Annotated in this window: 12 protein-coding genes; 7 read left to right on the top strand and 5 right to left on the bottom strand. The window is 61.6% G+C overall.

All coding sequences use genetic code 11. The annotated features are described in order from the left end of the window. Positions 1-40: 40 nt before the first annotated feature. Both LPB73_RS10880 and LPB73_RS10875 read right to left on the bottom strand, forming a co-directional pair. Positions 41-655: a biotin transporter BioY gene (locus tag LPB73_RS10880; protein ID WP_414716882.1), complete on the bottom strand. Its 615-nt coding sequence runs from the start codon at positions 653-655 to the stop codon at positions 41-43. A gap of 11 nt (positions 656-666) precedes the next feature. Further along, positions 667-1,869, bottom strand: a complete 1,203-nt coding sequence (locus LPB73_RS10875) for a pyridoxal phosphate-dependent aminotransferase (RefSeq protein WP_231080577.1) — start codon at positions 1,867-1,869, stop codon at positions 667-669. 114 nt (positions 1,870-1,983) lie between these two features. Between LPB73_RS10875 and LPB73_RS10870 the strand changes: the two genes are divergently transcribed. From LPB73_RS10870 to LPB73_RS10855, 4 genes are all read left to right on the top strand, one after another. Next, the gene (locus tag LPB73_RS10870) at positions 1,984-3,396 is read left to right on the top strand and encodes a M48 family metalloprotease (protein ID WP_414716907.1); all 1,413 of its coding nucleotides are present in this window, start codon (positions 1,984-1,986) and stop codon (positions 3,394-3,396) included. 114 nt (positions 3,397-3,510) lie between these two features. Then, positions 3,511-4,359 carry a DUF3313 family protein gene (locus LPB73_RS10865; RefSeq protein ID WP_184516964.1) on the top strand — a complete coding sequence of 283 codons (849 nt, stop codon included), beginning with the start codon at positions 3,511-3,513 and terminating at the stop codon, positions 4,357-4,359. A gap of 105 nt (positions 4,360-4,464) precedes the next feature. After that, positions 4,465-5,190: a response regulator gene (locus LPB73_RS10860; protein WP_231080575.1), complete on the top strand. Its 726-nt coding sequence runs from the start codon at positions 4,465-4,467 to the stop codon at positions 5,188-5,190. Positions 5,191-5,240: 50 nt separating this feature from the next. Next, a complete protein-coding gene (locus LPB73_RS10855) occupies positions 5,241-6,446 on the top strand; it encodes an ATP-binding protein (RefSeq protein WP_231080574.1) in 1,206 nt (401 codons plus the stop codon). A 240-nt stretch (positions 6,447-6,686) separates the two neighbouring features. Here LPB73_RS10855 and LPB73_RS10850 read toward each other — a convergent pair whose 3' ends face one another. After that, complete coding sequence (locus LPB73_RS10850; RefSeq protein WP_231080573.1) at positions 6,687-7,814, bottom strand: patatin-like phospholipase family protein; 1,128 nt, start codon at positions 7,812-7,814, stop codon at positions 6,687-6,689. A 111-nt stretch (positions 7,815-7,925) separates the two neighbouring features. Next, the gene (locus tag LPB73_RS10845) at positions 7,926-9,152 is read right to left on the bottom strand and encodes an adenylate/guanylate cyclase domain-containing protein (protein WP_231080572.1); all 1,227 of its coding nucleotides are present in this window, start codon (positions 9,150-9,152) and stop codon (positions 7,926-7,928) included. A gap of 105 nt (positions 9,153-9,257) precedes the next feature. Here LPB73_RS10845 and LPB73_RS10840 point away from each other — a divergent pair, with 105 nt between their 5' ends. The 3 genes from LPB73_RS10840 (at position 9,258) to LPB73_RS10830 (ending at position 12,521) form a co-directional block, all read left to right on the top strand. Further along, complete coding sequence (locus LPB73_RS10840) at positions 9,258-10,517, top strand: GGDEF domain-containing protein (RefSeq protein ID WP_231080571.1); 1,260 nt, start codon at positions 9,258-9,260, stop codon at positions 10,515-10,517. Positions 10,518-10,650: 133 nt separating this feature from the next. Then, on the top strand, positions 10,651-11,415 hold the full coding sequence (locus tag LPB73_RS10835) for a DsbA family protein (protein WP_231080570.1): 765 nt from the start codon (positions 10,651-10,653) through the stop codon (positions 11,413-11,415). Positions 11,416-11,612: 197 nt separating this feature from the next. Then, on the top strand, positions 11,613-12,521 hold the full coding sequence (locus LPB73_RS10830) for a cation diffusion facilitator family transporter (RefSeq protein ID WP_231080569.1): 909 nt from the start codon (positions 11,613-11,615) through the stop codon (positions 12,519-12,521). 1 nt (position 12,522) lies between these two features. On the opposite strand, the gene LPB73_RS10825 is transcribed toward LPB73_RS10830, so the two are convergent. Beyond that, the gene (locus LPB73_RS10825) at positions 12,523-14,547 is read right to left on the bottom strand and encodes a pyrroloquinoline quinone-dependent dehydrogenase (RefSeq protein WP_231080568.1); all 2,025 of its coding nucleotides are present in this window, start codon (positions 14,545-14,547) and stop codon (positions 12,523-12,525) included. Positions 14,548-14,642: the final 95 nt, after the last annotated feature.

Genomic DNA, 14,642 nt, shown 5'->3' with positions numbered 1-14,642 from the left:
ATTACTTGGGCGATTAACGAACAAATATCGCGCCGAGCGTTCAGCGATACCGGCGATCAACCATTCCGCGCAGGACGGGCACTAGGATCGCGCCCAATGTGTTCTTCACTAATGCCCCCGCCAGGAACGGCATGACGCCGACCAACCAGGCTTTCTCGGCGCCGAGCTTCATACCGTAAGCCAGCCAGACAAAGCCCATGGCCATAATCACGATGTGGCCGATGGCCATGGCAACGAACAGGCGGACCATCGAGCGATCCCATCCGCGTTCGCTGAACCAGCCCGTGACGAACGCAGCAACGACGAAACCCGACAGGAAGCCGGCCGTCGCCCCTGTGAGCGGTTTGAGACCGCCAACGGGCCCGGCGAACACCGGCAATCCCAATGCACCGACGGCGAGATAGGCGATGATCGTCAACGTGCCGAGGCGCCAGCCATAGACGGCGCCGATCATCAAAACGACCAGCGTCTGCAGGGTCATCGGCACATATGGCAGTGGCAGATTGATCTTCGCCGAAACCGCCAACAACGCGACTCCAAACGCCGCCAGCACTATGGCACGCCGTACGACGGCGAAGCCTTTGCGGCGGGCCGGCCACCACACGTCGGCGATCGAGACGTGGCGTGCATTCGAGAAGGATGAATCAGCCGGCAAAATCTGCTCCCTCACTTCGGGCCGCCCTGCCCGAGCCATTTGCTGATCCGTGCGACCGCCTCATGCATGTCTTCGCTCGAGCTCGCATAGGAGAAACGAATATAGGACTTGCCGTGGATCGGATCGAAGTCGCTGCCGGGCGTTGCGGCCACATGTGCCTGTTCCAGCATCTGCTTGGCGAAATCGAAGCTGTCCGACGTGAATTTCGATACGTCTGCATAGAGATAGAAGGCGCCGTCGGCCGGCAGGAAGTCCGTGAGACCCGCTTGCGGCAATCCTGCGGTCAGGATGCGGCGGTTCTCCTGATAGCCATGCTTGATGTCTTCCATCTGTGCATGACCGTCGAACGCAGCTTCTGCCGCAATCTGCGACAGCGTCGGCACCGAGATCGACAGGTTCTGCTGCAGTCGTTCCATGGACCGCACCAGCGGCTTGGGCACAACCATCCAGCCGACGCGCCAGCCGGTCATGCAAAAGTATTTCGAGAAGGAATTGATCACCAGCGCGTTCGGCGACAGCTCGGCCGCGGTCACGGCCGGAAATGCATAATCGAGCCCATGATAGATCTCGTCGGAGATGAAGCGAATGCCCGCATCATCGGCCGCGTGGATCAGGCTGGTGAGCGCTTCGCGCGACATCATGGTGCCCGTGGGATTGGCCGGGCTCGCGACCAGCACGCCCTTCAGCGGCTTTTCGCGATGCGCGGCGAGCAGATCCTCGGCAGTCAGAGCGTGCCGCTTGTCGGCATGGGTTTCGATCAGCACCGGCTCGCAGCCCAGCGCAGTCAGAATATGCCGATACGGCGGATAGCCAGGCACGGTGACGGCGACGCGGTCGCCGGGCTCGAACAGGGCCAGGAAGGACAGGATGAACGCGCCGGAGGAGCCGGTGGTCACCACGATCTGCTCCGGATCGACCGTGCAGCCATAGACGTCGCGATAATGCCTGGAGATCCGCGCACGCAGCGACGGGGTGCCAAGCGCAGCGGTATAATCGATCCGCCCGTGCGCCAGTGCAGCCTGTGCAGCCTCGATGGCCACCTTGGGCGCGGGCGCTGCCGGCTGTCCGACTTCCATGTGAATCACGTGCCCGCCAGCGGCCTCGATCCGCGCCGCAGCGGCCATCACATCCATCACCATGAACGGGGGAACGTTGCTGCGGCCGGAGGCTGCAAGAAGGCTGTGTGCCCGGGTTTTGAGGATCGTATCTGGCATGGAAATCTGCTATCTGCGCGGCGTTATGCACGTTACGGCATGGGAGCAACGCCGCGCTCCCGCCGCAATATTTGACTTGTTAGGGCTTATATCGAATCCGAACCTCGGCCAATGATGAAAGACCTGCAGCTGCAGCCTAAAAGGGCTGCATCTCGATTGTTCTCGAAGCTGACCACGCTGCTGACCGCGGCGGCGTTGACGCTGACGCCAATGGCCGCCCATGCGCAGCAAGGCGACGCTCCGCGCCTGCTGCGCGACGCCGAGATCGAACAGCTGCTGCGTGACTATACGCGCCCGATCCTGCGCGCCGCAGGCCTCGAAAAGCAGAACATCCAGGTCGTCATCATCAACAATGCCAGCTTCAATGCCTTTGTCGCTGACGGTCGCCGCATCTTCGTCAATCACGGCGCGCTGATGCAGTCACAGACGCCGAACCAGCTGATCGGCGTGCTCGCCCACGAAACCGGCCATCTCGCCGGCGGCCATCTGTCAAAGCTGCGCGAGCGCATGGCACAGGCACAGACCCAGATGATCGTGGCGATGCTGCTCGGCGTCGGCGCCATGGCGGCCGGAGCGCGCGGCGGCAACTCCAATGGTGCTGCCGGCAATATCGGCGCCGCAGCGGTCGCCGCGCCGCAAGCGATGATGATGAATACGATGCTGTCCTATCAGCGGCAGCAGGAAGAAAACGCCGATCGCGCCGGCGTCAAATTCCTGAACCAGACCGGCCAGTCGTCCAAGGGCATGTACGAGACGTTCCAGCGCTTCGGCACCGACAGCCTGTTCGCAGCACGCGGAAGCGACCCGTATATGATGTCGCATCCGATGCCCCGAGAGCGCGTTGCCGCCCTCGAGGAGCTTGCGAAGTCGAGTCCCTATTGGGACAAGAAGGACGATCCGGCGCTGATGCTGCGCCACGAGTTGATGCGCGCCAAGACCGCCGGCTTCATGGAGCAGCGTGACACGGTGCTGCGGCGCTATCCGCCATCCGACACCAGCCTGCCCGCGCAATATGCCCGTGCCATCGCCACCTATCGCCATGGCGATCTGCGCGTGGCTGTCGAGCAGATCGATGCGCTGATCAAGGCGCAGCCTAACGATCCATATTTCTACGAGTTACGCGGCCAGGCACTGCTGGAAGGCGGCAAGCCCAACGAGGCGATCGCGCCGCTGCGCCGTGCGGTGCAGCTCTCCAACAACGCGCCACTGATCGAGATGATGCTCGGCCAGGCGCTCGTCGCCTCCGACAACAAGGCCTATACCGACGAGGCGATCCGCATCCTGCGCACTGCCGTGGCGCGTGAGAGTGAAGCGCCCGTCGGCTACATGCAGCTCGCCATGGCCTATGGCCGCAAGGGCGAACTCGCAGAGGCCGACCTGGCCTCGGCCCAGGCGGCCTTCCTGCGCGGCGACAACAAGACCGCCCGCGATCTGGCGTCACGTGCGAAGGCACGCTTCGCGGTGGGCACGCCCGGCTGGGTCAAGGCCGATGACATCATCGCCGCGAAAATGCCGGGCAAGAACTAGCGCGCCTCCCTCTGCAATGTTCTGAAACAAATGGCGGCTGATCCGTAATCTTTCGCAATGTGGCTGACAATTTGTCTCCGTACGCAGTGTCCCTGACTATTGGGGGACATCTCTATGCGCGCGAACGCCATCAACCACGTGTTGAAACTGATATGCCTGCACGCTCTGACAGCAACTGTCGCTGGATGCGCCACGGCGCAGCTGGAGACATCAGGGTCTCTCGCCTCGTATAACGATCTCGCGCCGGCCGACGGCATCACTACCAAATCCAAGATGCGCGTCGACAAGGCCGGTGTCCTGGCGGCCAGGAGTGTCAGCATCATACCCACGTCATTCTCTCATGCCGCATCTCGAGCCGCCCTCACCGACAAGCAACGTCGCGTCATCGCGAATGCTGTCGACCGTTCCGTCTGTATCGGACTGAGCGACCGCTTCAATGTGGTCCCATCCGGGCAACCCGCCGACCTAACGGTGCATGTCACCGTGACGCGTGTGACCGTCACCGATCCGAATGTCGCTGGGGCCGCCAAAGTTGCCTCCGCCGCACCTATGTTCATCAGTGCAGGCTTTCCCATCGTCGTGCCCAGAATCCCGTACGGCATGGGCGGCCTGTCGGTCGAGGCGGAAGCCCGCGACGTACAAGGCCAGCAGAAAGCGGCATTCGTCTGGGCCCGCGATGCCGACATGTTGACGAGCACGCCGCGCGTTGCGGCATCCGGCGATGCCTACGATCTGGCGGGCGAGTTCGGCGCAGATTTCAGCAAGCTCCTCATTACCGGTGAAAATCCGTTCGACAAGAAGCTGTCCACGCCCAGTCTACAGCGCGTGAATTCGGCCTTTGGGGGCAAGCCCAAATACGCCGCCTGTGATGCTTTCGGGCGCACCGGCGTTTCCGCCTTCATCGGCGGGAAAATGGGAGCACCTCCCGAGTGGAATGACGACGCGATGCCGGTGACGGAATGATCGGACATGCATGACAGTGATTACCGTCCCTCCGCCCAAGACAGCTATGCTACGACATCAGCAGTCACGTTGAACGAACAACCGCCTGGAGCCGGATGCCGCCCAATGCAGACCATGTCTCACATCCTCATCGTCGATGACGATCTTGCCATACGAAAACTGCTGGGACGCTATCTGACCGAACAAGGCTACCGCGTATCCATCGCCTCCGACCAGCGAACGATGAAGGAAGCGCTGCAGACCAACGAGGTCAGCCTGATCGTTCTCGATGTCCTGCTCCCCGATGGGTCAGGGCTCGATATCTGCCGCGATCTTCGGCGAGAGGGTTCCGAGATACCCGTCATCCTGCTGACGGCGCTGAAGGAGGATGTCGACCGGATCATCGGCCTCGAAATCGGCGCGGACGACTATCTCGGCAAGCCGTTCAATCCGCGCGAATTGCTCGCCCGCATCCGCGCGGTTCTTCGTCGCAAGGTGACGCAGGATATCCACCTCTCTCAGGTGCTCGAACATCACTTCGGCAGATTTAAACTCTATCCCGGCGCGCGGCAGTTGCTGGACGAAAACGGGCAGCCGTTCGATCTCACGACAGCCGAATTTGAACTCCTGCTGGTGCTCGTCAGACGGCCGGGTCGCCTACTCTCGCGTGATCAACTGATCGAACTGACGAACCGCAGCTCCGACGACGTGTTCGATCGCTCGATCGACGTGTTGATGAGCCGGTTGCGCAAGAAGCTTGGCGACAATGATGATTTCCAGTTGATCAAAACCGTGCGTAACGGCGGCTACATTTTCTCGGCACGCGTTGAAACCATTGGCGCAGACACATGAACTCCATACGCATTCGATTTTCCTTGATGCTCGTGGGCTCGGTCCTTTGTGTGGTGATCCTGGCCAGCGCCGTGATGTCGCAAATGATACTCGGGCTGGTCGAAAAGGATTTTCGTGACGGATTGACGTCTCGCGTCGCTGCATTTTCCAACAGCATCACCTTTCGCGGAAACGATGCAGTCTTTCATCTTCAGCCGGCGCCCATCGAGGGAAAGCTTCTGGAAGCGCCGACCAAGCTTCTGCAGGAAGCATTTCAAAAATCGCAAGCCAATTTCGACATTTTCGTCAAGCAAACGCCGGATGGCCAACGATGGGCGTCCATCAAGATGGGCCCCGGCTGGCTGAGCTGGCCCATACGCGAGCACGCGCCGCCTCCTGAAGTGTGGTGGGGCCTCGCCGGCTGGATGGTACTGATCACGGTTGGCGTCATCGGGGTTGCTCTTACGGTCGCCCATCAGACGACGAACCAGCTTAAATTGCTGCAGAGCATGGCGATGTCCGTTGGTAAGGACGGCGTGCTGCCCGTGCTCAAAGAAGAAGGGTCTATCGAAATCAAGGCAACCGCTCAGGCACTGAACATGATGGGCGCAAGTCTGAAAAAAGCGATGGACAGCAAGATCAGACTTGTGGCTGCCGCAGGGCACGATTTGCGGACACCCATGACACGCATGCGTCTGCGCGCCGAATTTCTCAACGAACGAGAGCGTGAGGAGTGGCTGCATGACCTCGATGAAATGGATCACATTGCCGACAGCGCCATCCAGCTCGTTCGGGAAGAGACCGTCGGAAAAGGCACCGAACACGTCAGACTCGACGAACTCGTCGGGGACGTTTGTGCCGAACTCACCCTGATCAAGATGCGGGTGACAATTGCCGGACTCGATCACAGCAGCGTCAAGATCTCACCGCTCGCACTCAAGCGCGCCCTGCGCAATCTCATCATCAATGCCGCAACCCATGGCGGCGGCGCCATCGTAAGCCTGCGCGTTCACGATCGCCGCGCTGTCGTCCTGATCGATGACAACGGTCCCGGCATTCCCGAACAATTCCTGGCAAGTGCCTTCGAACCGTTCTTTCGCGCCGATCCGGCCCGCCGCCAGGCAATTCCCGGCGCCGGGCTCGGCCTGGCCATCGCCAAGGAAATTGTCGAACGACAGGGAGGCACGCTCGAGATCGAGAACCGGCAACCTCACGGGTTAAGGCAGACGCTTTCCATCGAGATCGATGTCGCGAACGTATCATCGGTCGCAGCCTGAACGACGCGCTCGCCATGCGACCACACGGTGCCGCTGCAGACCATCACTGAAGAATGATCCTTCGTAAGCAACACCTGTTCAGCCGGACCACAGGATCATCGCGATCCCGAAGACGAGCAACGGATAATACGCAACCTCTACGCTCAGGAATGCGATGTCTTTTGTGCGAGACCAGAGGCGCCGAACGGATATCCGTATTCGGGAGCGTTCCAAGGACGCTGTGGGAGCGATACGACACATCTAGCTACCCTGTCCCCTCAACCCTTCCAGGTTCGATTGAAATCCACTGGCCGAGCCGCCCTTGGCACGACCGTAGGCGTAGAGCTCTTTCATATAATCGGTATCGAAATTGGTCGGATCGCTCGTGGTGAGCTTGCCCGCGTCGATGGCCGTTGCTTTGAAATCCCAGTTGTTGCGTTTGCAGAAATCGTATGTCGCGATCATCGCATTGCGCGTATTGGCCTTCACTGAGGTCTGAAACGAGCGCGCCACGATCGGAAGCGTCAGATCCGATGTATAGGAGGCGTCGGGCGACAGCTTGCCGTTAACGATCACGAAGACCCGAGACTTCGTAGCCAGCGATCCGGCATGGGCCGTCAACACGCTTTCCGGCACAGCCAGAATATTCGATGTCACGCCGCCATCGACATGCATCTCGGAATACATGTTTCCGCCGGACTCGACGGCGATCAAGGCCGGCGGGAAAATCCCGGGAATAGCGGCTGACGCAGCGAGAACATTCCGGAACAACTCATAGCGGCCAGGACTATCGCTGCTCGCGATCTCCCCCATATTCCAGAGCGTCGTCCCTTGGGTGTCGAGGTTCGTGGTGGCCACGATGAGCATCTTGCCCCTGCGATACCGTGCGCCGACCGCATCGATGATCCGATCATCGGCATATTTCGAGATGAGGTCTTTCATCGGCCCCGCCTTGAAGACGCCCGATCCAACAACGGCGTTGATCCCCGCGATACGCATCAGATTTTCAGTAGCGCCGCTGGTGAAGATCGCTTCGAGACGGCCGTCATAGCCCGGGCCGAGAAACGCGAATGGCGCAATCAGGGCGCCAACGCTGGAGCCGGTGACGATATCGAAATCGGGGCGCAGTCCGGAGTCGGACCAGCCTTGCAGGAATCCTGCGCCATAGGAGCCGTCAGCGCCGCCGCCGGACAGAGCAAGGATGGTGAGCGGTGCGGCACCGCGCCGCGATCCCGCGAAGATGCGATAGCCTTCGTCGGGCGATATCCTGGCCAACGGAATCTGCGGGATCGTCGCACGCGCGCTTGCGATCAGCGGAGCGCGCGGCAGCGACGCACAGGCCGACAGCAGCAGCGCCGTGCAAATAATGGGAAGCGTCGCGCGAGGCATCACGCGAGCTCTGCAACGATCAAAGTGAGATTTGAAAATCTGGCCATGCGGGTTTCCATCTCCGGAAACTCTTGCACGGTTGATTTGCCATTTGTTTGCGCGTTTATTTCATTATGTGTCGCGCGGCGGCTGCAAACCGAATGCGACAATTCCATCCACGCGTCCACGAATGGGAAGATGACCGAGTGCGCTGATCGTGAATGGCGGAGTCGAGGCAAAGCAATCCATCGCCGCCTTCGATGCGACAAAACCGCCCTCTACACCACGACTGAGCTCTTCCAGACGCGAGGCGGTGTTCATGACGTCGCCATTGAAGACGATCGCTCGTTTGACGTCGCCGATTTCTCCGATGATCACCGGCCCGAAATGCAGGCTACCGCGAATGCGAGGCGCTGCGCCAAACTCACGTTCAAACTGCCCCGCTTTGCGTGCCAATTCGTCGCGCATGGCGATGAAGCAGCGCAACGGACGGCAATCGACCGCACCGTCCCGCTTCGTCCAGGTCACGATCATCTCGTCGCCGACATAAGCGAGCACCTCGCCGCGATAGTCGACGACCGGGAGCGACAGCAGGCGAAAGGTCCGATCGAGGAAACGGTGGATACCGACGCCACCAAGTTGCTCGGCCAGGCTGGTCGAGCCCGCAATATCCACGAACAGGACGAAACGCTCTTCCTCGACCGGCGTGTGATAGCGCCCGGTGAAGAAGTTCAACAACGCGCGTCCGCCGACGAGATTGGTGATTGCCAAAGCCAGATTGACGACGATGGAGACGACGACCGAATAGACCAGGCTGGACCAGAACGTATCCTCCGCGATCTCGACCGTCCGCCCGATCAGCACATCCGCAAGCCGAAACCATTGCACGGCCAAAATCACGACGGCGTAGAACGCGCTCTTGATCAGGAGGTTGGCGGTGAACGAGCGACCGCTCAGCCAGATCCGGATCGGACCATCGGCCACCATGATTTCGAAGCCGCCCAGAACCGTGCTGATCACCAATCCGATGACGAGCCCGGGCAGAATGGGCAGATCGTGGGTGGCACTGAACGCCACGCCGGCAGCGCCGCCAGCGGCGATAATCGTCGTGAGGACCCTCAGTTTCCGTTCAAGCCTGGCGTTCATGGTTCCTCCCATCGGCACAGCCGACGGGAGGGGGTATATCAGATCGTCCGAGGGAGGGCTGACACGGGCCGATGGCAAAGGTTGCCCGCCAGCAGACCGATGCGTGGCCTCACCGAGCCCTGCCGTCCACGCCGATATGATCTTCATCCTTTTACAACCACCCCAAGCTTCTCGCCGGCAGCGGTCAGGTTCCGTTAACGGAACTCGCTGCATTTAGTGAAAATGGATGCGCTCATCGCGTCCGGCGGGGAGACCAATGCAGCCATCGGAGCACGAAACCGCACACAGCGGCGTCACACGCACGTGGGACCGGCGGCAATGAGCACGACGACCATCTTCTGGTTCACGCTCGCCAACTTCCTGTCATCAGGTCTCGTCTGGGCCTATGTCGCACGCTGCTATCCGAACTTCGTCCCGGCCCGCTACTGGAGCGCCGCTTCACTGAGCGCGTCGATCGGCCCTGCTCTCGGCCTGCTGTTTCCCAATCCCGTCGGCCTGCTGTTCGCCGCGCAGATGACAGTTCTCGCTTACTGTCTGTCAGAGGTCGGTATCCGCCGCTTTTACGACAGGCCTACATCCTGGATCGCCACCGCCCTGGTAATTTCCGCGAGCCTCGCCGGCTTCATGTTCTTCAGACTGGTCATCGACGATTATGCGATGCGCGTTGTCGTCTACTCGCTGAGCCAGGGCGTTCCCGTGGCGCTGACGCTACCGCTGCTACTGTCGCGTGATCATCGGCGCAGCAATCACGGCGCACGGATGGCCGGCTACCTCTCGATTCTCTTGCTTGTTGCTTTTGCCTGCCGCGCGATCGCCGCGCTGCTTCATCTGGGCGGCAGCGAGACGACCATGGTGACGGTCGATGCGGTACAGGCCGGCTTCATGCTGGTGGCGGCATTCCTCGCCATGACGTGGAATTACGGACTGCTGATGATGGCGATCGACCGCCTGCGCGGCGACGCAGCCGAACTGGCGCTGATCGACGATCTGACCGGCGCCGGCAATCGCCGCCGCCTGTTGCAGCGGATGGACGAGGAATGTGCGATGGCGCGGCGGACCGCACGCCCATACGCACTGCTGGCGATCGACCTCGACGGCTTCAAGGCGGTCAATGACGGCTTCGGTCACAGCGCCGGCGATGACTGCCTGAAGCAATTCGCCCAAGCGGCGCAAGATCAGTTGCGCCCCGGCGATACACTGGCCCGATGCGGCGGCGACGAGTTCTGCATCGTGCTGCCCGACACCGACCTGCAGCAGGCCGGCGAGATCGCACGGCGCGTGCTGGCCGCCTGCCCGCGACAATTTGGCAATGCCGGACACACAGTGAGGACCCTATCCGCCTCCATCGGCGTCGCGCAGTGGTCCCCCGACCTCATCGCCTCCCCAGAGCGATTGATGGCGGCTGCCGATCACGCCCTGTATCAGGCCAAACACAGCGGCAAGAACCGGGTCGTGCTCTATGAGCCCGCACCACCGCTGGCACCGATCTTCGATGACGAGATCGGAAGCGCTCCCTTGCCGGCACCGCATGCCCTCACTGCAATGACCGGGCCGGATCACCACCATTCCGGCTTCTGAGACCTGCGGCGCCATGATGAATTGCGCGTGACCGCCTTCACAAATAACGCGTATTTCGCCCTCAAAATGCTAAGCAGCTTCCCGAATGACACGTGGCTTTCTGACTCGGCCTTTTCCAAAGGATAATTTGCCCATGCCTTCGTTCCGCCTTCTCGCCTCTGCCGCTGTGGCCCTCGCCCTGTGCGGCGCGCCTGCATCGGCGCAGACGTTCAATGACGCCCAGCGCGGCGAGATCCAGAAGATCATCAAGGATTACCTGATCACCCATCCGGAAATCCTCGAAGAGGTTTCTGCCGAATTGACCAAGCGTCAGGCCCAGGCCGAAGCCGAGAAGCACCAGGCTGCGATCGCCGCGAACGCAAACACCATCTTCAACTCGCCACGCGGCGTCATCGTCGGCAACAAGGATGGCGACGTCACCTTCGTCGAGTTCTTCGATTACAATTGCGGCTACTGCAAGCGCGCCATGGACGACATGGTCGGCATCATGAAGAACGATCCGAAGCTCAAGGTCGTGCTGAAGGAATTCCCGGTGCTCGGGCCCGGCTCGGTTGAAGCCGCCCAGGTTGCTGTCGCCGTGCGCATGCAGGACCCGACCGGCAAGAAGTATCTCGACTTCCACCAGAAGCTGTTGAGCGGCCGCGGTCAGGCCGACAAGGCCCGCGCCTTGGCAGCGGCCAAGGAAGCAGGTCTCGACGTCGCCAGACTGGAAAAGGACATGGCCAGCCCGGAAGTGCGCGCGACCATCGAAGAGAACTTCAAGCTCGCGGAATCCATGGGCATGAACGGCACGCCGAGCTACGTCATCGGCAAGCAGGTGATCATCGGTGCCGTCGGCGCAGACGCGCTGAAGGAGAAGATCAATCAGGCCCGCTGCGGCAAGGCACTCTGTTCGTAAACCCGGACACCGCCAGGGTGATTCATACCGTCACGCGCGCCGACACGAACATCTCGGAAATATGACAAACCGGCTGCATCGCAGCCGGTTTTTTATTTATCTTGCGGTAGCGGTCAAAGCGGCTGAACGCCATCTGTGATAGGGTAACCTATCCCCAACGGTAAAAGGATGCAGCGGACACCCCGCCTAAGTTCCCAATGTTGACCGATACCAAACAGGAGCAGCGGCTCCTGAAGATTTCGATTTACGTCACGCTTCTCATTTCATTTGCCAGCATCGCTTTCGGGCTCGCCATCAGTTCGCGCGCCATCGCCTTCGACGGTTTTTACACGTTGATCGACGCAGCCATGACCGGCGTTGCATTGCTGACCGCAAGACTGATCAGCAGAGGCGAAGACGACCGCTTCCAGTATGGCTACTGGCACCTTGAACCAATCCTCGCGCTGATCAACGGCACGGTGCTCAGCTTCGCTTGCGCCTATGCCTTCATCGACGGCCTTAACGGGCTGATCACCGGCGGTCGCGCCATCGAATTCGGCCCCGGCGCTATCTTCGCTGCGGTGGCGGGTGCCATCAGCTTCGGCATGAGCATCTATATCCGCCGCTCGGCCGGCGAACACGGCTCGCAACTGCTCGACATCGATGCCCGTGCCTGGCTGATGGGCGGCGTCCTCAGTCTGGCGGTCTGCATCAGCTTCTTGCTCGGAGCGGTGATGGCGAAGACTCCGGCAGCGGCCTATGCACCGCTGGTCGATCCGCTGATCCTGCTGGTGGTTGCGATCTGCCTGCTGCCGTTTCCGCTTTCGACGATCTGGAATGCCGGCCGTGACATCCTGCAGGTCGCACCGAGCGATCTCGACGAGGAGGTTCGCGAGCTCGCGCAATCGATCGCGTACAAGCACGGCTTCAGCGACTGCAGCTCGCATGTGATGCGCTCCGGCCGCCAGCAATTCATCGAGATAGGACTGGTGGCACCGTCTGGCGAGATCAGCAAGACCTTCGCCGAACTCGACGCCATCCGCGCGGAGATTGCCCTGGCCATGGGCGGGCTCAGCCCCGGCTACTGGCTGACAGTGGACTTCACCGCTGACAAGCGCTGGGTTTAAGTCACACCCGCGCCTCGCGCCGAACACGCCAGGCTAGAACAAAAGCAAGAAACAGGACGAGCAAAGCGCCAAACGCGATCGCGCCGGCGCGAAGCCGGCCGCCGGGACGATCGATATAAAGCGAGCGCAGCGATGGCGCCTCTCCGTCGTGCGCAAGACGAAACGCCACGACGCTGTCGCCGATCGAGGTGCCTACTTCCGAATGACCGCCGGCGGCGATGACCACATACTGCTCTCCGCCGATGACGTAAGTCATGGGATTGGCGACGCCCGGCACCGGTAGCCGCCCCTGCCAGAGTTCGGCGCCGGTCTTCGCATCATACGCACGCAGGTAGGCGTCCATCGCGCCGGTGAAGATCACGCCGCCGCGTGTCGCCAGCAGACCATTGACCAGCGGCATGCCGGTGGCCAGGGCGAGGCCCAGTGGTGCGATATCCTCGCTGGTGCCGACCTTCGACTCCCACAGCACTTTGCCGGCCTTGAGGTCCACCGCGACCATCGCGCCCCAGGGCGGCTTGTTGCAAAGCATGCCGAGCGGCGACGTTACAAGCGCCCGCGTCATGGCAAAAGGCGCGCCGCGCTGCGCGCCGAAATCGGCACCGGCCGGCCGCCTGTAGTTCTGCGCCTCGGCGCGCGGGATCAGCGTCACCCGATGCACGGCGCGGCTCGTATTGGCATAGAGCACCTGCCGGACAGGATCGAAGGCAACACCGCCCCAGTTGACGCCGCCGCCGGTCATCGGAAACAGCAAGGTGCCGGCACCCGTCGCAGGTGGCGTGTAGAGGCCTTCGTTACGTCCATTGGCCAGTTCATCCCGGCACTTGCCGCGATCCCAGAATGTCACGCCGAACGCGTCATCCGGCGTTACCCGCTGCGGCACCAGTGTCGGAAGATGCGTCGGAAATGGCTGCGTCGGCGATAGCGCTTCGCCCTCGACACCGCCTTGCGGAACGGCCCTCTCCTCCACCGGCCAGATCGGCGCGCCGCTGGTGCGATCCAGCACGAACAGAAAGCCCTGCTTGGTGGCCTGGATCACGACGTCGCGCGGACCGCTTGCCAGATCGATACGGGCCAGCGTCGGCTGCGCCGGCACGTCGTAGTCCCAGACATCGTGATGCACGGTCTGGAACGACCAGACCAGTTCACCCGTGTCGATCTTCAGCGCAACGACCGAATTGGCATGCGCATTGTTACCGGGCCGCTTGCCACCCCAGAAATCCGGACTGGGTGACGACGTCGGCAAGAACAGTAATCCGCGTTCGTCATCCACCGACATCGGCGCCCAGACATTGGCATGCCCGGCTTCGATACCGTCATGGACCAGCGGATCCCACGACCATCGCGGCGCGCCGCTGCGCACATCGAACGCGCGGACGGTCCCCTTGGGCGCGCTCACACGCCGATTGTCCGCGAGTGCAGAACCGACCACGACGACGTCGCGCCCCACCACCGGCGGCGATGTGATCTGAAATTCACCGGGGCCATCAAGCGGCATTCCCGGGTCGAGCTTGACCTCACCCTGCGCGCCGAAGTCGGCACATGGCAGTCCGGTCGCGGCATCCAGCGCAATGACACGGGCATCGTTGGCACCCATGAAGATGCGGCTGCGACAGGTAGCGCCAGATGCTGCGCGATCGTCACGCCAATAGGCTACGCCGCGGCACACCCATCGATTGGCCGGACGCACATCCGCTGCGACCCGCGCATCAAAACGCCACTTCTGCCGACCGCTAGCAGGATCGAGTGCAATCACCTCGTTGAATGGCGTACAGAAGACGAGGCTGCCTTCAACCAGGAGCGGCGTCGCTTCGAACTTGGTGCGCGCCATCTGCGCAGGTGTGCGACGCAGGAGATCGCCAGTCTGGAAGCGCCAAGCCTCGATCAGGCGGCCGACATTGTCGGAGGTGATCTGGTCAAGCGGCGCAAAGCGAGAGCCACCACGGTCGCTACCCCAATGCTCCCATCCAAGAGCAGGTGCTACCGACAGGACTACGAGCGCCAGGATTCCTCCAATCCAATTCCTCATCGAAGCACAGCTCCGCAGATCCCGACTGACATGACCTGATGTTAGTCGTTGAGGCCGCCCTGTCCATGTCGAACGCATAGTAAAGAGGCCGGCTG

It is taken from the genome of Tardiphaga sp. 37S4 (assembly GCF_021044645.1).
In the GTDB taxonomy this organism is placed as follows: Bacteria; Pseudomonadota; Alphaproteobacteria; order Rhizobiales; family Xanthobacteraceae; genus Tardiphaga; species Tardiphaga robiniae.
This window is presented reverse-complemented; position numbering and strand designations above follow the sequence as displayed.